The 21,025-nt window shown below is 66.2% G+C and carries 1 protein-coding gene; it reads left to right on the forward strand.

Going from position 1 to position 21,025, the window contains the following annotated elements; all coding sequences use genetic code 11:
• The first annotated feature begins 119 nt into the window (after positions 1-119).
• Positions 120-20,990 carry a non-ribosomal peptide synthase/polyketide synthase gene (locus CH276_RS26920; protein ID WP_254924463.1) on the forward strand — a complete coding sequence of 6,957 codons (20,871 nt, stop codon included), beginning with the start codon at positions 120-122 and terminating at the stop codon, positions 20,988-20,990.
• Positions 20,991-21,025: the final 35 nt, after the last annotated feature.

Consider the following 21,025-nt stretch of genomic DNA (forward strand, 5'->3'; position numbering starts at 1 on the left):
AAGAACGACGTAGGCAATTTGCTCGATGTGTTCGGTGCCCACCGATCGCTGCCGATTCGGCAGCCGGTGGGGGCGCATGTGATTGTGGGAAAGAGAGGATTCGATTGGACCCGCTAGGTGTGGAAGGTGCTGGACGCGACGACGGAGTCGGCGGTCCTGAGCATTCGTCGTTCCCACTGTCACCGGCCCAATTGGGAATGTGGTTCGCGCAGCATGTGGACCCCTCGGTACCCGCGAACATCGCCCAGTACATCGAGCTGCACGGCGACCTCGATGTGGATCTGCTTCGTCGAGCGTCCTCGCAGGCAGCACTCGAGCTGCAGTCCGGATTCGTGCGCATCGTCGAGATCGACGCCGAGCCCCGGCAGGTCGTCGATCCCACCCTCGACGACTCTCTGAACTACCTCGACCTGCGCGGCGAGGCCGATCCGCGGGCAGCGGCCCTGGCCTGGATGCACGGCGACTACAGCGCGCCCATCGACATTCTCCGCGACCGACTGATCGCCGCGACCGTCCTGCGCCTCGAGGACGACGTCTGGTTCTGGTACGAGCGCGTGCATCACGTTGTGCTCGACGGATTCGGTGCCGTCACGTTCATGAACCGCGCGGCCGAGCTCTACACCGCGGCGGTCGAGGGCACCGAACCGAGCAAGAATCTCGCATCGGACCTGACCAAGGTCTACGACATCGACGTGGCCTACCGTGACTCGAGCCGCTTCGAGGCCGACCGTGAGTACTGGGCTTCGCGGATCGACGGCATCGACGGAGTCACCACTCTCGCCGGTCACACCGCTGCCCCTGCGGCGACGAGCCAGATCGACAGCACAGCTCTGTCCGCCGAGACGATGGACAGACTCGAAGCCCTGCGTGTCGAGACCGACACGACGATGGCGACCATCGTCATCGCCGGCTTCGCCGCCTACCTCGCGCAGATGACCGGACGTGAGGACGTCGTGCTCTCACTCCCGGTCACCGCGCGCACCACTGCAGTGTTGCGCCGCTCCGGCGGCATGGTCTCCAACGTCGTTCCCCTACGTCTCGACGTCTCGGGTGACACCACCGTCGAGACGCTGCTCGCGCGCGTCAACGCCGAGGTCTCCGGGGCGCTGCGTCACCAGCGCTACCGGCACGAGGACATTCGGCGTGATGCCGGAGCGGTCAGCGGCCAGGCCTCGTTCTTCGGCCCGTGGGTCAACATCATGCTGTTCTTCGGCGAGGTGCGCCTCGGTTCGATGGTCGGCGGCATCAACATTCTCTCGACCGGCCTCATCGAGGATTTCGGGCTCAACCTCTACACCAGTGTTGCCGGGTCGACCACCCACATCGACTTCGAGTCCAATCCCAATCTGTACGGACCCGAGCAGTCCGGTCGGAACCACGAGAGGTTCGTCGATTTCTTCGCCCGGTTCGTGGCATCGGGGCCGAAGGACGCGGTGTGGGACCTGGCCCTGACCGAGGGTGTCGAACGCGAACTCGTCGTGGCGGAGTGGAATGCCACCGAGCACCCGACCGAACCACGCACGTTGCTGTCCGCCTTCGAGGCCGCCGCGGCCGCGCACCCCGACGCGACGGCCCTGGTGTACGAGGGGGAAGCGCTCACCTACGGCGCACTCTCGGCGCGGGTGAACGGTCTGGCTCGCCACCTGATCGACATGGGGGTAGGCCCCGAGACTCTCGTCGGACTCTCGATCCGCCGTTCGTTCGACCTCGTCGTCGGCATGTACGCGATCGTGGCGGCCGGCGGTGCCTGGGTGCCCATCGACCCCGACCACCCTGCCGATCGCACCGCGTACATTCTGGACTCCGCGCAGCCGCGCTGCGTGCTGATCTCCTCTCGCGACGACGTTGCGCTGCCCGAGGGAACCGAGACGGTTGCGGTCGACCTCGTTGACTGCACGTCCAGGTCCGCGGAGCCGGTTCGGGATGCCGAACGTACTGCGCCACTGCGACTTTCGAATACCGCATACGTGATCTACACCTCCGGTTCGACCGGACGTCCGAAGGGTGTCGCGGTCGAACACGCGGCGATCCACAATCAGATGGAATGGATGCTCTCGGAGTATCCGATGGACGCCTCCGACGTCTACCTGCAGAAGACGGCCACCACCTTCGACGTCTCGCTCTGGGGTTTCTTCTTGCCGCTGCGGGTCGGCGCGACGATGGTGCTCGCCACTCCCGACGGCCATCGAGACTCGGTCTACGTGGCCGACAAGATCGCCGAACATCGAGTCACCGTCACCGATTTCGTGCCGTCGATGCTGACGGTGTTCGTGGCCAACGCGCCCGCGGGCACCTGCAGTTCGCTGCGCCACGTGTTCGTCATCGGCGAGGCACTGCCGGTCGAGACCGCGGCGGCGTTCCGCTCGATGTGTCGAGCCGGTTTGCACAATCTCTACGGCCCCACCGAAGCCGCCGTTTCGGTCACCTATCACCCCAGCGGCCCGCAGGACACCCGCACCGTTCCGATCGGTGTGCCCGAGTGGAACACGAAAGCCTTCGTTCTCGACGGTCGCCTGCGACCCACCCCGATCGGCGAATCGGGAGAGCTGTACCTCGCCGGCGTCCAGTTGGCGCGCGGCTACGTGGGCAGGCCCGATCTGAGCTCGGATCGTTTCGTCGCCAACCCTTTCGGCACCGGCGGCGAACGGATGTACCGCACCGGCGACCTCGTGCGCTGGCGCAGCGACGGCGTGCTGGACTACATCGGACGGACGGATTTCCAGGTCAAGTTCCGTGGACAGCGCATCGAGCTCGGTGAGATCGAAACGGTTCTGCTCGCCCACGAATCCATCTCGCAGACAGTGGTGTTGGTGGTCCAGACGGTCACCGGTGATCAGTTGGTGGCGTACGTCGTCGCGACCCCGGGACGATCCATCGAATCCGCCGCGGCGATCGAGTTCGCCGGTCACTCCCTACCGTCGTACATGGTGCCTGCAGCGGTCGTCGTACTCGATGCCCTGCCGCTGAACACCAGCGGCAAGCTCGACCGAAAAGCGTTGCCGGAACCGATGTTCAGCAGTGCGAAGAAGTACCGGGCCCCGCAGAGTCGTGCGGAGTACGTCGTCGCCGGTATCTACGAGGATCTGCTCGGGGCCTCCAAGGTCGGTCTGGACGAGGACTTCTTCGAGCTCGGCGGCAACTCTCTGATCGCCACGCAGTTGGTGACCCGAGTGGGCAGCGCTCTCGGAGTTCGCCTCGGCGTTCGTGAGCTGTTCGAGGCTCCCACCGTCGGGGCACTCGCAGCCAGGGCCGAATCGGCGGCTCGGCTCGGGGCGGACACCCCGGTGCTGGAGTCGCGGGAACGGCCCGAGCGTATCCCGCTCTCACCTGCGCAACAGCGCATGTGGTTCCTCAACCGCTTCGACCCCACCACAGCGGTGTACAACCTGCCGTTCTCCGTGCGTCTGACCGGGCCGCTCGACGTGGTGGCACTTTCGGCCGCATTCGCCGACGTCGTCGACCGGCACGAGACGCTGCGTACCGTCTACCCCGAGGTGGACGGCTCTCCCGAACAGGTCGTACTCACGGCGGCGCGGACCCCGGCGACGATTCTGCCGGTCCGTGTCGAACGCGACGAACTGGGCGGTCGCCTGCACGAACTGGTGGGCAAGGGATTCGACGTCACGGTCGATACACCGTTCCGCATCGCACTGTTCGAGATCTCACCGACCGAGCACGAACTCGCGATGGTGTTGCACCACATCGCCGCCGACGGGGCGTCGTTCGGTCCGCTGGCGCGGGATGTGCTGGTGGCGTACTCGAGCCGGATCAAGGGACGCGCCCCCGAGTGGAAGCCTCTCGAGGTCCAGTACGCCGACTACGCATTGTGGCAACGAGCGGTACTCGGTCCCGAGACCGATCCGCTGTCGCTGGCGTCGCGCGAAATCGCTTACTGGAGAGCGACTCTCGAGGATCTACCCGATCAGCTGACTTTGCCGTCGAGCAGGCCGCGCCCCGCAGTGTCCTCGAACGCGGGCAGCAAGCTCCGGGTGGACGTTCCGGCTCGTCTGCACGCCTCGCTGGCGAGCCTGGCCCGTGCCAACAACGCCTCGCTGTTCATGGTCATGCAGTCCGCGTACGCGCTGCTGCTCGCCCGGCTCAGCGGCACCACCGACATCGCCATCGGTGCTCCCGTGGCCGGTCGAGGAGAACCCGCGCTCGACGACCTGGTCGGCATGTTCGTCAACACCCTCGTACTGCGCACCGAAGTCGATCCGGCGCTGACGTTCGAGGAACTCCTCTCGCGCGTTCGTGACACGGACCTGTCCGCCTTCGCGCACGCAGACGTGCCGTTCGAACGCCTCGTCGAGGTGCTGAACCCGGTGCGTTCGACGTCCCGGCACCCGCTGTTCCAGGTCGCGATCTCGCTGGAATCGGCAATGTCTCGCGAACTCACCGTCGGTGGCCTGCGCGCCGAAGCCGCCGAATTCGATGTACCCATCGCCAAATTCGACGTACAGCTGTGGCTGACCGAACATCTCGACGACGGCGCACCCGCAGGTATCGACGCGGTGTTCGAGTACGCAACGGATCTGTTCGACGCAGATCTCGTCGAGAGTTTCGCGCGTCGCTTCCTGGCCATTCTGGATGCGGTCACCACGGACGCCACCGTGCCGGTCGGCGACGTCACGATCGTCGATGCCGCGGAGCACCGGTCCGTGCTCTCGCAGTGGAACGCCTCTGGAGACGACGTCTCTCGCGAACTCACCCTGGTGGATCTGCTCGACGCTGCTGCCGCGGCGCACCCCGACGCCGTCGCAGTTCGCTTCGACGGCTCGTCGATGACCTACGCCGAGTTCGACGCTCACACCAATCGCCTTGCCCGCGTTCTGATCTCCCACGGTGTCGGCCCGGAAAGCCTGGTCGCCGTCGCCCTCCCGCGCTCGGCGGAACTGGTCGTCGCGCTCGTCGCGGTGATCAAAGCCGGCGGTGGATACCTGCCCGTCGACCCCAGCTACCCACTCGACCGAGTCGAATACATGCTCGACGACGCGCGGCCGACAACCGTTCTGCTGTCCGGCTCGGACCGAGTGGAACTTCCGCCCGAGGTCGAAATTCGCACCGGCGCAGCACTGCTCGACATCGACACCGTCGATCTGTCGTCGGTGTCCGGCGATCCCGTCACCGACGGTGACCGGACGAGTCCGCTGCGGCCCGAGAACGTCGCCTACGTCATCTACACCTCGGGTTCGACGGGCAAGCCCAAGGGCGTGATGATTCCGCATCGCAACGTCGTTCGGCTGCTCGACAACACCGAGTCGGTCTACGGCTTCGGCGCCGACGACGTGTGGACGATGTTCCACTCGTACGCCTTCGACTTCTCGGTGTGGGAGCTGTGGGGCCCGTTGCTCTACGGCGGCACGTTGGTCGTCGTCGACTACTTCACCTCGCGATCGCCGGAGGCATTCCACCGGCTGCTCGTCGACGAGCAGGTCACGGTGCTCAACCAGACACCCTCGGCGTTCTATCAACTCTCCGAGGCCGATCGCACCACGGCAACCGAGCACGGCGAACTGTCGCTGCGCTATGTGATCTTCGGTGGTGAAGCCCTCGAACAACGACGGCTGACCGGGTGGTTCGAGCGGCACGGTCACCGTGCGCCCCAGCTCGTCAACATGTACGGCATCACCGAGACGACCGTGCACGTGTCCTACCGAGCGCTCGACGCCGCGTCCGTCGAGAGCAGTGCGTCGGTGGTCGGCAAGCCGATCGCCGGACTGCGGGTGTTCGTGCTGGACACCCGCCTGCATCCGGTTCCGGTCGGGGTTCCCGGCGAAATGTACGTTGCCGGTGGACAATTGGCCCGTGGTTATCTCGGTCGCCGAGAACTGACATCGGTTCGCTTCGTGGCGAACCCGTTCGCGTCGGGAGCCGACGAGGGGTCGTTGCTGTACCGGACCGGTGACCTCGCACAGTGGAACGCTGCAGGCGAGCTCGAGTACCTCGGTCGTTCGGACGATCAGGTCAAGGTCCGGGGATTCCGCATCGAGCTGGGCGAGGTGGAGGCAGCGGTGACCGCGCAGCCGACCGTCACCCAGGCCGCCGTGATCGTTCGTGAGGACTCTCCCGGTGCAGCTCGGCTCGTCGCCTACGTGGTGTCCGCTGCGGTCGACGGTCGGCCGATCGTCGATATCGAGGACATCAGAACCGGTATCGCAGAGATGCTTCCGGAGTACATGGTGCCGTCGGCCTTCGTGGTGCTCGACGCGATCCCGCTGACCGTCAACGGCAAGCTCGATCGCCGGGCACTGCCGGCTCCGGTGTTCGAGGTGCGCGAGTTCCGTGCTCCGACGACACCGATCGAGGAGATCGTCGCCGACGTCTTCGCCGACGTCCTCGGAGTCGAGCGTGTGGGTCTGGACGACGACTTCTTCGAGCTCGGCGGTAATTCGCTGATCGCCACCCAGGTGGTCTCGCGCCTGGGAGTTGCTCTCGATGCCACCGTGCCGGTGCGCATGCTGTTCGAGGCATCGACCGTGGCGTTGCTCGCAGTACGGGTGGAGCAGGCCGCAGGAGAAGGTGGCCGCATCGCGCTCGTCGCGACCGTGCGGCCCGAGCGAATCCCGCTCTCGCTCGCGCAGCAGCGGATGTGGTTCCTCAATCGATTCGACGCCGACTCCACCGCGTACAACATTCCGTTCGCACTGAGACTGACCGGCGAACTCGATGTCGCGGCGCTGCAGGTGGCGATCATGGACGTGATCGACCGGCACGAGTCGCTGCGCACCGTCTACCCGGACACCGCAGCGGGCCCGCAGCAGTCCATCCTCGACGCCGCTCAGACGGTGCCGAACCTGATGCCCGTTCCTACGTCCGCGGCCGATATCCAGCGGCAGGTCTTCTCGCTGGCATCGACCACGTTCGACGTGACGGTCAACGTTCCCATTCAGGCACGCCTGTTCGAGATCGGTCCTCGCGAACACGTCATCGCCATGGTGGTGCACCACATCTCGGCCGACGGCTGGTCGATGGGTCCGCTGGCGCGCGACCTCATGATCGCGTACGCCTCGCGCACCGCGTGGGAGAACCCGGCGTGGATGCCGCTGGAGGTGCAGTACGCCGACTACAGCCTGTGGCAACGTTCGGTACTCGGCTCCGAGGACGATCCGCAATCACTGATCTCCGGTCAGGTCGATTACTGGGCCGACATGCTAGCCGGTCTGCCCGACCAGCTCGATCTCCCGACCGATCGGCCGCGCCCGAATCGCCAGTCCTACCAGGGATCGTCGATCCGATTCGACGTACCGGCCGAGGTCCATCGGGGACTGTCCTCGCTGGCCCACACGCACAACGCCTCGCTGTTCATGGTCGTGCACGCTGCTCTCGCGGTGCTGCTCGCGCGTCTGTCCGGTACCGAGGACATCGCGATCGGTACCCCGGTCGCAGGCCGTGGCGACGCAGCCCTCGACGACGTGGTCGGCATGTTCGTCAACACCCTCGTGTTGCGCACCGACATCGAGTCGGGTCGGACGTTCTCGGAGCAGATCGGGCGCGCCCGCGAAGTGGCGCTCGGCGCGTTCGGACATGCCGATCTGCCGTTCGAGCGTTTGGTCGAGGTGCTCAATCCGTCCCGATCGCAGGCGCGGCACCCCCTGTTCCAGGTGATGCTCTCGTTCGAGAACCTCACCCGCACGCACGTGGACCTACCGGGTCTGTCGGTGGACAGCGTCGCTCTCGATGCCGAGGTGGCGAAGTTCGACCTGCAGTTGACCGTCACCGAGTCCATCGGAGTGGACGGTCGCGGGCAGGGCATGGCCGCCGAGTTGACCTACGCGACCGACCTGTTCGACGCCGCGACGGTGAGAGGGTTCTCCGAACGTTTCGTGCGGATACTCGGTGCCGTGGTGGCAGATCCCTCGCTGTCGGTGGGAGACATCGACCTTCTCGACGACGGCGAGCGCGACCGAGTCGTGACAGCGTGGAACCGCACCGAACACGAGGTACCGGACCAGGTGACGCTGGTCGACCTGTTCGATCGTCAGGTGGCCGAGACTCCGGATGCGCAGGCGTTGGTGTTCGAGGGTGAGCGGTTGACGTATGCGGAGTTCGCGGGGCGTGCGAATCGTCTTGCGCGACTTCTGGTGTCGGTGGGGGTTGGTCCTGATTCGCTGGTGGGGCTCGCGATCGGGCGGAGTCTGGACCTGTTCGTGGGTATGTATGCGATCGTGAAGGCCGGTGCGGGGTACGTGCCGATCGATCCGTCGCAGCCGGTGGATCGTAACGAGTACATCGTGGCGACGGCGGCTCCGGTTCGGGTGTTGTCGACGACGCGTGATCATGTGGAGTTCGCGGGGGTCGAGACGGTCGATATCGACGCTGTCGATGTGTCGGGTCTGTCGCCGTTGCCGTTGTCCGATGCCGAGCGCACGGCTCCGTTGCGTGCGTCGAATCTCGCGTATGTGATCTTCACGTCGGGTTCGACGGGTCGTCCGAAGGGTGTGGGGGTGTCGCACGCGGCGATCGTGAATCGGTTGTTGTGGATGCAGCACGAGTACGGGTTGAGCGCCGGGGATGTGGTGTTGCAGAAGACTCCGTCGACGTTCGATGTGTCGGTGTGGGAGTTCTTCTGGGCGTTGCAGAACGGGGCGTCGGTGGCCATCGCTGTTCCGGATGGTCATCGGGATGCGTTGTATCTGCTCGATGTGATTGCTCGTGAGCATGTGTCGGTGGTGCACTTCGTGCCGTCGATGATGTCGGTGTTCGTACCCGAGGTGGAGCGACGCCGAGCGTCGGGTGCCTCGCTGCGGTTGGTGTTCGCATCCGGTGAGGCGTTGGCTCCCACCACGGCCCGCGCGCTACGGCGGGCAATCGCGGGAGTGGAGTTGCACAACCTGTACGGCCCGACCGAGGCTGCGGTCGACGTGACCTATCACGCGGTCACGGACGAGGACTCGGAAGTCATGCCCATCGGTGCGCCGGTGTGGAACACCTCTGTCTACGTGCTCGATTCGCGACTGAATCCCACTCCCGTCGGTGTCGCAGGTGAGCTCTATCTCGCGGGTACTCAGCTGGCACGTGGCTATGTGGGACGGTCGGACCTGACCGCGGACCGCTTCGTGGCCCATCCGTTCGCAACGGGCGGCCGACGCCTCTATCGCACCGGCGATGTCGTGCGGTGGAACCGCAACGGCGAACTGGAATACGTCGGTCGGTCGGACTTCCAGGTGAAGCTGCGCGGCCTGCGCATCGAACTCGGCGAGATCGAATCGGCACTGTTGGCGCAACGCTCGATCTCCCAGGCGGTCGTGGTGGTCCGCCACGAGCAACTCGTCGGGTACGTCGTGCCGTCCGGTGCCTCGGTGGAGACCGGGGCAGTCCTCGGCGCGCTGCGGTCTCGACTGGCGGAGTACATGGTGCCGTCGACGCTGATCGTGCTCGAGGAATTCCCGCTCGGAGCGAGTGGAAAGCTCGACCGCAAGGCCCTGCCCGATCCCGCTTTCGAGGTGACCGAGTACCGGGAACCGACCAACGACATCGAACGGACCGTTGCCGAGGTCTTCGCCCAGGTCCTCGGACTCGAGCGTGTCGGTCTGGACGACGACTTCTTCGATCTCGGTGGAAACTCCCTCATCGCAACGCAACTGGTGTCGCGACTGGGTGTCGCCATGGACACCCGAATCGCGGTGCGAGAGCTCTTCGACACCTCGACGGTGGCCGATCTGGCCGCGCGGTTGGGCACACTGGTCGCCACCGGAAGCCGTCCACCGCTGGTGCCTCAACAACGGCCGCAACATATTCCGTTGTCTCTGGCGCAGCAGCGTATGTGGTTCCTCAACAAGTTCGACGTCGAATCCGCGGCCAACAACATTCCGATCGCCGTGCGACTGTCCGGTCTGCTGGACCGTCGCGCCATGCAGATCGCGGTCGCGGACGTCGTGGCCCGGCAGCAGTCCCTGCGCACGGTGTTCCCGGAGACCGACGGAACCGCTCATCAGGTCATCGTCGACGCAGCATCGGCCACACCGGATCTGACGCCCATCGAGATCGCCGCCCACGATGTCGCGGGCGCGTTGCGAGATCTGGCGACCACCGGATTCGACCTGTCGAAGGACCTGCCCTTCCGGACCAGACTCTTCGAGGTCAGCCCAACCGAGCACCTGTTGGTTTTCGTCGTCCACCACATCGCGGCCGACGGATTCTCGCTGGGCCCGCTCACCCGAGACGTGATGAACGCGTACGCGGCTCGCTCGCTGAACCAGGAGCCCTTCTGGTCTCCGCTGCCGGTCGACTATGCCGATTACAGCCTCTGGCAGCGCGAAGTACTCGGTTCCGAGGACGATCCGCAGTCGGTCGTGTCGCAGCAGATCGACTACTGGACAACCGCTCTGGCCGGCCTGCCGGACCAGCTCGACGTGCCGTCCGATCGCCCGAGGCCCGTGGTGGCATCCAACAGTGGTGCGCTCGTGCGGTTCTCCATCGACGAGGATCTGCACCGCGCACTGATCGATGCCGCCAGAGCAGAGAACGCATCGCTGTTCATGGTGGTGCACACATCGTTGGCCGTACTGCTGTCGCGGTTGTCCGGCGAAGCCGACATCGCGATCGGCACCCCGGTCGCCGGTCGTGGCGAGGCCGCCCTGGACGACTTGATCGGCATGTTCGTCAACACCCTGGTGTTGCGCACCGAGATCGACACCTCGCGTCGATTCGACCAGGTGCTCGCCGACACCCGCGAGACCGACCTGTCGGCCCTGGCCCACGTGGACGTACCGTTCGAGCGTCTCGTCGAAATCCTGAACCCCGCCCGATCCACGGCTCGTCATCCCCTCGTGCAGGTGGTGCTCGCGTTCCAGAACCTGGGACAGAAGGATCTCGAACTGCCCGGACTGTCGGTCTCGGGTGTCGACTTCGAGACGCTGGTCGCGCTGTTCGATCTGCAGTTCACGTTCGTCGAGTCGATCGGACCCAGCGGCGCTCCGCAGGGCATGACCGTCGACGTCACCTACGCCACCGATCTCTTCGACGAGGCCACGGTCGTCGCGCTCGGCGATCGCCTGATCACAGTTCTCGAAGCCGTCGCGGGCAACCTCTCGACCGTGGTCGGCGACATCGAATTGCTCGAGCCCGTCGAACGCAGGCGGGTGCTGGTCGACTGGAACGACACCGAGCACGAGCTCGACCGGGCCCAGACATTGGCCTCGCTCGCCGGGCAGGTCGATTCGGCCTCTCCTGCACTGGTTTTCGGAGACGACACGCTCACTCACGGCGAATTCCAGGAGCGGGTCGCCCGCCTGGCTCGGTTCCTGATCGCCCGCGGTGTCGGACCCGAGAGCGCGGTGGGCATCGCTGCCCGTCGCTCGGTGGAACTGCTCGTCGGAATTCATGCGATCATCGCCGCCGGTGGTGCGTACGTTCCGATCGATCCGGACCAGCCGGCCGAGCGGATCGCGCACATTCTCGGAACCGCGGCACCGGTCTGCGTGCTGACCACGTCGCGCGACGAGGTGGCGGCCGACGGCGTCGAGGTCATCGATATCGACACCCTCGATCTGTCCGGCTTCTCCGATACGCCGATCACCGACGCGGACCGAATCCGTGCGCTGGCACCGTCGAACACCGCCTACGTCATCTTCACATCGGGTTCGACCGGCCAGCCCAAGGGTGTGGCCGTCACGCACGAGGCGATCGTCAACCGCCTGCTGTGGATGCAGTCGGAGTACGAGCTCGCCACCGACGACGTCGTGCTGCAGAAGACCCCTGTCACGTTCGACGTGTCGGTATGGGAACTGTTCTGGCCGTTGCAGATCGGTGCCACGCTGGTCATCGCGAAGCCCGAGGGCCATCGTGATCCGCAGTACCTGCTCGAGACGATCGAGGCGCAGTCCGTCACCACGGCACACTTCGTACCGTCGCTGCTCGAGGTCTTCGTCTCCGTCGTGGCCGCGGCACCGTCGCCTGCGACCACCTCTCTGCGGACTCTGTTCGCGTCCGGGGAGGCGCTGCCCGCCGAGGTCGGCGACCGGCTCCGACGCGTCCTGCCGGGCGTGGCGCTGCACAACCTCTACGGTCCAACCGAGGCTGCGGTCGACGTCACCTATCACGCGGTGACGGAGGCGGACGTCGACCTCGTTCCGATCGGTGTGCCGGTGTGGAACACCAGAACGTATGTTCTCGACGCTCGACTGTCTCCGGTCGCTCCCGGGGTGGCGGGCGAGCTGTACCTCGCCGGGGTTCAGCTGGCGCGCGGCTATCTCGGACGGACGGACCTGACGGCCGATCGGTTCCTTCCCGACCCGTTCGGAGAACCGGGTACTCGCATGTACCGCACCGGTGACCTGGTGCGCTGGCGTGCAGTGTCCTCGGGTTCGGGACGGCTGGAGTACCTGGGCCGCACCGACTTCCAGGTCAAGCTGCGTGGACTGCGCATCGAACTCGGCGAGATCGAGACCGTGTTGCGCAGACACCCGTCCGTGGAATCCGCCGTCGTTCTGGTTCGGCAGACCGCTGCCGCGGGCGACCAGCTGGTCGCCTACGTGGTACCCGCGGTCGGCGGGACCGTCGACGTCGCCGAGCTGGCCGACTTCGCGTCGCGCTCGCTCGCGAGCTACATGGTTCCGGCCGCGACCGTCGTGCTCGACGCACTGCCGCTCACGCCCAACGGCAAGCTCGATCGTCGCGCTCTGCCGGAGCCGAACATCGAGCAGCGCCCATTCCGCGCGCCGTCCACCACATCGGAAATCGTTGTGGCAGAGGTGTTCCGCGATGTTCTCGGTATCGATGTCGTCGGTGCCGACGACGAGTTCTTCGCTCTCGGCGGCAACTCCCTCGTCGCCACGAGAGTCGCGTCGAGAATCGGCGCGGCACTCGACACCACCGTGACCGTCCGGACGATCTTCGAGGCCTCGACCGTGTCCGCACTGGCGGCCAAGCTCGACGAGCTCTCGGGTTCGGGCCGTCGGATTCCTCTGGTGCGCACCGATCTACCGGACCTGGTACCGCTCTCGCTCGCGCAGCGCCGGATGTGGTTCCTCAATCGGTTCGACCCCGAATCCGCGACGGAGAACCTCCCTGTCGCCATCGAGCTCAGCGGCGATCTCGACATTGCCGCTCTGCGCGCGGCAGTGGCCGACGTGGTCGAGCGACACGAGTCCCTGCGAACGGTCTACCCGGAGGTCGACGGCGTCGCCTCTCAGGTGATCGTTCCTACGGAACAGGTGACGCCGGATCTGGTGCCGACTGCGACCACCACCGCCGAACTGCCGTCGGCCCTGGCGGCGCTGGCCATGGGCGGGTTCGACGTCACCGCTGCGCCGCCGTTGCGTGCGGCGTTGTTCGAGCTCGACTCGGACCGCCACGTTCTCGCGTTCGTCACCCACCACATCGCTGCGGACGGCTTCTCGATCGGTCCCATGACTCGGGATCTGATGGTTGCGTACGCAGCCCGTAGCGCGGGCACCGAGCCCGGTTGGACTCCACTCGCCGTCCGCTACGTCGACTACACCCTCTGGCAGCAGGCCGTCCTCGGTTCCGAGGACGATCCGACGTCACCGGTCTCGAACCAGATTCGGCACTGGACTCGGGCACTCGCTTCGCTGCCGGACGAGGTCACCTTCCCCGGCGATCGTGTCCGCCCGGATCGGTCGTCGTACCGCGGCGGCAACATCACGCTCGCCCTCGACGCCGAGACGCACGGCCGCCTCGGCGACGTGGCGCGCGCCAACCAGAGCTCGCTGTTCATGGTGTTGCACTCCTCGCTCGCCGTGCTGCTGGCCCGACTGTCCGGTGAGACCGACATCGCGATCGGAACCCCGGTCGCAGGGCGCGGTGAGGCAGCCCTCGACGACGTCATCGGAATGTTCGTCAACACACTGGTGCTGCGGACCGACATCGATCACGGCGACGCGTTCACCGAGCTTCTGGCTCGGGCACGCGAGACGGACCTGTCGGCGTTCGCCCACGCCGAGGTGCCGTTCGAGCGGCTCGTCGAGGTACTCGACCCACCGCGGTCGGCTGCTCGTCACCCGCTCGTCCAGGTGATGCTCACCGTGCAGAACATGGAGCAGACCGAGCTCGAACTCCCCGGCCTGAGCGTGCGCGCAGTCGACCTCGACGTCGAGACGGCCAAGTTCGACGTTCAGTTCACCTTCACCGAGAACCACGTCGACGGCGGCATGACCATCGACGTCACCTTCGCCCGCGACCTGTACGACGACAGCACGGCACGTGCACTCGGTGAACGCCTGATCCGCGTCCTCGAGTCCGTCGCCGGCGATCCGGGTCAGCGAATCGGCGACCTCCCGGTGATGGACGAAGCCGAACGCGGCCGGGTGCTCGCGCTCGCCCAGGACGCGCCTGCCGTCGCCGATTCGCTCGACACGATCGTCGATCTGTTCGCCGCTCGGGTGGCCGAGGACCCCGACGCTCCGGCAGTGGTGTTCGAGGGTGCTCACAGAAGTTACCGAGAGATCGACGAGTCCTCGACTGCGTTGGCGAGAGTCCTCGCCGCTCAGGGAGTAGGGCCGGAGTCGTTGGTGGCCGTCGTGCTGCCGCGCACCGCCGATCTCGTCGTGGCACTGCTCGCGGTGCTCAAAGCCGGGGGTGCCTACGTACCGATCGATCCGTCCTACCCGGCGGACCGCATCGAATTCGTCCTCACCGATTCTCGTCCGGTGGCCGTCCTGACGTGGACCGGTGTGGAGGTGGCGCTCCCCGCAGCGCTTCCCAGGATCGATATCGACACGGCCCCGGCAGAGGGCGACGGGGCGTCGGCCGATCCGGTTCCGGCGTCCGCGGCATCGACGGCGTACGTCATCTACACCTCGGGCTCGACGGGCAAGCCGAAGGGCGTTCTGATCCCGCATCGCAACGTCGTACGGTTGTTGGCGAACACGGCTCGGCACTTCGATTTCGGTCGACACGACGTGTGGACGCTGTTCCACTCGTTCGCGTTCGACTTCTCGGTGTGGGAACTCTGGGGCCCGCTGACCACCGGCGGTAGCGTCGTCGTGGTCGACTACTTCACCTCCCGGTCGCCGGAAGCATTGCGGGAGTTGCTCGTTCGTGAGCGTGTCACCGTTCTCAACCAGACTCCGTCCGCCTTCTACCAGCTCGATCAGGTCGATCGCACCGCTGGCTCGGCAGACGACTATTCGTTGCGGTACATCGTGTTCGGTGGTGAGGCGTTGGAACTGCGACGACTCACCGGTTGGTTCGAGCGTCACGGCGACGATTCCCCGCAACTGGTCAACATGTACGGCATCACCGAAACCACGGTGCACGTCTCGCACCGTGTCGTGGACGCGCGGTCCGCGGCGCAGGCATCGGGATCCCTTGTGGGACGCGCCATCTCCGGACTGTCGGTGTACGTACTGGATTCACGGCTGTCGCCGGTACCCGCAGGTGTACCGGGGGAGATGTACGTCTCCGGTGGTCAGGTCGCGCGCGGGTATCTCGGTCGCGCCGGGTTGAGCGCGACGAGGTTCGTCGCCGATCCTTTCGCAGGCGACGGATCGGTGCTCTACCGCACCGGCGACGTGGCACGGTGGTCCACCGACGGCGAACTCGAGTTCGTCGGTCGCGCCGACGACCAGGTCAAGATCCGTGGTTTCCGCATCGAGCTGGGCGAGGTCGAATCCGCCGTCGCATCCGCTCCCGCCGTCGGGCAGGCAGCGGTGATCGTGCGCGAGGACACTCCCGGTGCCGCACGCCTGGTTGCGTACGTCGTGCCCGCGGCCGAGTCGACGATCGACATCGACGTCGTCAGGGCAGCGGTCGGGGAGAATCTTCCCGAGTACATGGTGCCCTCGGCGTTCGTGGTTCTCGACGCGATTCCCTTGACCGCCAACGGAAAACTGGACCGACGAGCCCTGCCCGAGCCGGCGGCGCGCACACGTGAGTTCCGGCCACCGACCACTCCGGTGGAGGGCATGGTCGCCGATGTCTTCGCCGACGTTCTCGGCATCGAACGGGTCGGTCTCGACGACGACTTCTTCGAGCTCGGCGGCAACTCGCTGGTCGCGACGCAGGTGGTGTCCAGGCTGGGTGCTGCAGCGCAGACGACCGTTCCCGTCCGCGCGCTGTTCGAGGCCCCGACGGTCGCTGCTCTGGCAGCGCGGGTCGAGCAGGGTTCGGGCGCAGCTGCGCGTCCGGCGCTGGTGGCATCGACGCGACCGAGCCGAGTGCCGCTCTCGCTCGCACAGCAGCGGATGTGGTTCCTCAACCGCTTCGACTCCGAGTCCACGGCGTACAACATCCCGTTCGCGCTTCGGCTCAGCGGACGCCTCGACGTCGACGCGTTGCAGCGTGCCGTCTCCCACGTGATCGAGCGTCACGAAACTCTGCGATCGGTGTACCCGGATTCACCCGAAGGCCCACACCAGGTGATCGTGCCGATGTCGGAGGTGCCGACCACACTCGAGGTGATCGACACCGACGCGGAGTCGGTGACCGCTCGGGTTCTGGAACTTCTGTCGGCGACCTTCGACGTCACGACCCGAGTTCCGCTGAAGACCGCGCTCTTCCGGGTCTCGGACACCGAGTTCGTACTCGGAATGGTCATCCACCACATCAGCGCCGACGGTCTGTCGGTGATGCCGTTGTCCACAGACGTCATGACCGCATATGCCGCTCGCACCCGCGGCTCCGATCCCGCGTGGGCGCCGCTGCCGGTGCAGTACGCCGATTACGCACTGTGGCAGCGCCAGGTCCTCGGATCCGAGGAGGACTCGGAATCGATTGCTGCGCAGCAGATTCGGTACTGGGAAGCTGCGCTGGCCGAGCTGCCCGAGCAGATCGAACTTCCGCTGGATCGTCCGCGTCCCGCCGAGCAGACCTTCCGGGGCGGCCGTATCGATTTCCGGATCGACGCAGCCGCGCACGCTCGACTGACCGAACTGGCACGTGCGCACAACGCGACGGTGTTCATGGCGGTGCACGCGGCGTTCGCCGTCCTGCTCTCGCGTATATCGGGATCGCCGGACATCGTCGTCGGAACCCCCATCGCGGGTCGCGGTGAAGCGGCCATCGAAAACCTCGTCGGCATGTTCGTCAACACGTTGGTGCTGCGGCTCGACGTCGAGGGGGGAGAGAGCTTCGAGGACCTTCTCGACGCGGCTCGAGAGACCGACCTGCAGGCGTTCGCCAACTCCGACATACCGTTCGAGCGGCTCGTCGAGGTGGTCAACCCCACCCGGTCGACGGCGCGTCACCCGCTGTTCCAGGTCGGCTTCTCGTTCCAGAACTTCGCTCGCCGAGAATTCGAGCTCGACGGACTGGACATCTCGGCACTGGACACCGAGACCGGGACGTCGCAGTTCGACCTGCACCTGATCGTCTCGGACGCCCCGCGCGAGGACGAGGTGTCGGGCGGCTTCGATGCCTTGTTGACGTACGCGACCGATCTGTTCGACGAGCGCACCGCTCGCTCGCTCGTCGCCCGGTTCGAGGCCGTTCTCGACGCCGTCGCGGCGTCCCCGTCGACGCCGGTCGGCGATCTCGATCTGTTCCTCGGCGGTGAGCTGCCCGCCATCGTCGACGAGTGGAACGACACCGACCGCGACTTCGATTCCGCAGACGGCACCACGCTCGCCGATCTGTTCGTGGACTCGGCAGCGCGCAACGGTGACGCCGTTGCACTCGTGCACGACGACGGGACGCTGACGTACGGTGAGTTCTCCGAACGGGTCTCGCGTCTGGCCCGCCACCTGATCGGCCTGGGCGTCGGACCCGAAGTGCCGGTGGGGCTTGCCATTCGGCGATCGGTGGATCTGCTCGTGGGCATGTACGCCATCTCCGTGGCCGGTGGTGCCTACGTCCCGATCGATCCGGATCAGCCGGCCGAGCGCAACGCGCTCGTGTTGGAGACCGCAGCTCCGCTGTGCGTGCTGACATCCGGTGCCGTCGGTCCGGAGATCTCCTCTGCAGCCACGGTCGTCGATCTGACACAGCTCGATCTCGCGAGCTTCTCGCCCGCGCCGGTGGATGCCTCGGAGCGCTCGGGTGTGCTTTCCGCCGACAACACCGCTTACGTCATCTTCACGTCCGGCTCCACCGGACGCCCCAAGGGCGTTGCGGTCTCGCACGGTGCCGTCGTCAACCAGTTGAACTGGTTGCGTGCGGAGTACGGCCTCGACGAGACCGATGCGGCGCTGCTCAAGACCGCAGCGACGTTCGACCTGTCGGTGTGGGAGTTCTGGTCGCAGCTGACCTCGGGTGGACGACTCGTCGTCGCGAATCCGGAGGGGCATCGCGATCCCGATTACCTGCTCACGCTGGTCCGTCGACACTCGGTGACGACGTTGCATCTGGTCCCGTCGATGTTGTCGATGCTCGGCACCGTTGCCGCGGGCGAACTGTCACCCGATCTGCGACGCGTCCTGGCCATCGGCGAAGCGCTACCCGCGGCGGTTGCGCAGGATTTCCGGCGGCACAACGGTTCTGCCGAGCTGCACAATCTCTACGGCCCGACCGAGGCAGCGGTGTCGGTGACCTCGCATCCGGTCACCGATGCCGACACCGTCGCCGTGCCGATCGGCGTGCCCGAGGCCAACACCGCCGTGTTCGTGCTGGACTCTCGCCTGCATCCGGTTCCGGCCGGGGTCACCGGAGAGCTCTACCTCGCGGGCACGCAACTCGCGCGGGGATACTTCGGGCGAGCAGACCTCACCGCGGAACGGTTCGTGGCCAATCCGTTCGACGCGAACGGAACGCGGATGTATCGCACGGGCGATCTCGTGCGGTGGCGGGTTCCGCTCGTCGACGGCGAACCGGCAGCGGCCCGCCTCGAGTACATCGAGCGTGCCGACTTCCAGGTCAAGATCCGCGGATTCCGCATCGAACTCGGTGAGATCGAGGCAGCCCTGCGCGCTCAGACAACGGTGGCCGACACCGCCGTCGTGGTGCACAGCGGCGAATCGATGGGGGATCAGCTGGTCGCCTACGTCGTCGGGCAGTCCGGGGCGGTACTCGACGTGGCGAGTGTCGAAGCCGAACTCGCTCGCGCCGTGCCGTCGTACATGGTTCCGGCAGCGTTCGTCGTCCTCGATGCCCTGCCGCTCAACGCAAACGGCAAACTGGATCGACGGGCCCTTCCGGCACCGCAGTTCGAGGTTGCCGAGTTCCGGGCCCCGGTCACTCCGATCGAGGAGATCGTCGCGTCCACCGTGGCGGAACTGCTCGGCCTCGACCGCGCCGGACTCGACGACGACTTCTTCGCGCTCGGTGGAAACTCATTGGTCGCAACACAATTGGTCTCGAGGTTGGGTCAGGCGCTCGACGCTCAGATTCCGGTGCGAGCAGTGTTCGCGGCGTCCACCGTCGCGGGCCTGGCCGCCCACATCGCCCCGCTCGTCGGTGGCGGTGCGCGCCGAGAACTGACCGTCCGAGAGCGACCCGATCTGCTTCCGCTCTCGATCGCTCAGGAAAGAATGTGGACGATCAACCGGATCGACCCCGGTTCCTCGGCCTACAACATCCCGGTCGCGGTCCGGTTGACCGGCGAGCTCGACATCGACTCCCTGCGCGGGGCATTCGACGACGTTCTCGGACGCCACGAGATTCTGCGCACGGCGTACCCCGACTCGGTGGACGGGCCGGTCCAGCAGATCGGTTCCGTCGCCGAGGTAGGAATCGAGCTGACGCCCGAGCAGGTGGAACCGGATGCGGTGATCTCCCGCCTGATCGAAACCCTCGGTGCCGGGTTCGACGTCACGAAGTCGGTTCCGGTGCGGGCTGCTCTGCTGCAGGTCGGCGAGAACGAACACGTACTGGCCGTGGTGGCCCACCACATCGCCGCCGACGGCTTCTCGATGGGTCCGCTGATCCGGGATGTCATGGTGGCCTACACCGCTCGGGTTGCGGGGGAGATGCCGGCATGGACGCCGCTACCGGTCCAGTACGCCGACTTCGCGCTGTGGCAGCGTGAGGTGCTCGGCAGCGAGAGCGATCCCGACAGTCCGCTCGCGAAGCAGCTCGCGTACTGGACGACCGAGTTGGCGGGAGCACCGGAACAGTTGGCGCTCCCGCTGGATCGACCGCGGCCGCCTCGCCCGACGATGCAGGGTGCCTCGTACGATTTCTCGTTCGGCACCGACATCGCATCGGCGATCGAGAAGATCGCTCGCGAACACTCCGCGACGACGTTCATGGTGGTGCACAGCGCCTTCGCCGTGCTGCTCTCGAGGCTGAGCAACTCATCCGACATCAGCATCGGCACACCCACTGCAGGTCGCGGCGAACAGCAACTCGACGAGCTCGTCGGCATGTTCGTCAACACGCTCGTGTTGCGCACTCGACTGAACCAGAGCGGTACGTTCGTCGAGCTGTTGCAGCAGGCCAAGGACAAGGATCTGGCGGCGTTCGGTCACGCTGACGTCCCCTTCGAGCGACTCGTCGACGCACTGGGCCGGGCGCGATCGAGTGCCTACACTCCGCTGTTCCAGGCGATGTTGACGTTCCAGAACCACGTGACCGGAACGTTCGAGCTGCCGGGTCTGCAGGTGCAGGCCTTGCCCGCGGGCGAGGACCAGGCCAAGTTCGATCTGCAGCTGACCGCCGTCGAACGATTCGACGACACCGGGGCACTGCGCGACATCGAGGCGACGTTCACCTACGCAACGGCGATCCTCGACGAGTCGTCGATCGCGACCTTCGCCGATCGGTTGCTGCGAATTCTGAACGCCGTCGTGTCGGATCCGGACGTGGTGCTGCGGTCGATCGACATCCTCTCCGACGAGGAGAAGGCGGAGTTCGCACCGCGAACCAAACCCAAGACGGTGGACGATCTGCCCGAACTGGTTGCCCGGGCAGCGACCGTCGCACCCGATGCGGTGGCCATCGAACACGAATCGACAACGGTCGATTTCGCTGCTCTGCACGCCAAACTGGCGCAGATGTCGGCAACGATGGGCTCTGCGATGAAGCCGCAGGCTCTGGTGACGGTCACGCTGTCGGCACTGATTCCGGGTATCTTGCCCGCCCTCGGTGCGGAGGGGCTGACCGCCGCTCTGGCATCGTTGATCGAACGGGCGGAGTCGGTGATCGCGTCGTCGTGACGAATGCCGAGTTCGCCGGTTGTGCACGTGGATCG

The organism is Rhodococcus sp. 06-470-2, assembly GCF_002258235.1.
Lineage (GTDB): Bacteria > Actinomycetota > Actinomycetes > Mycobacteriales > Mycobacteriaceae > Rhodococcoides.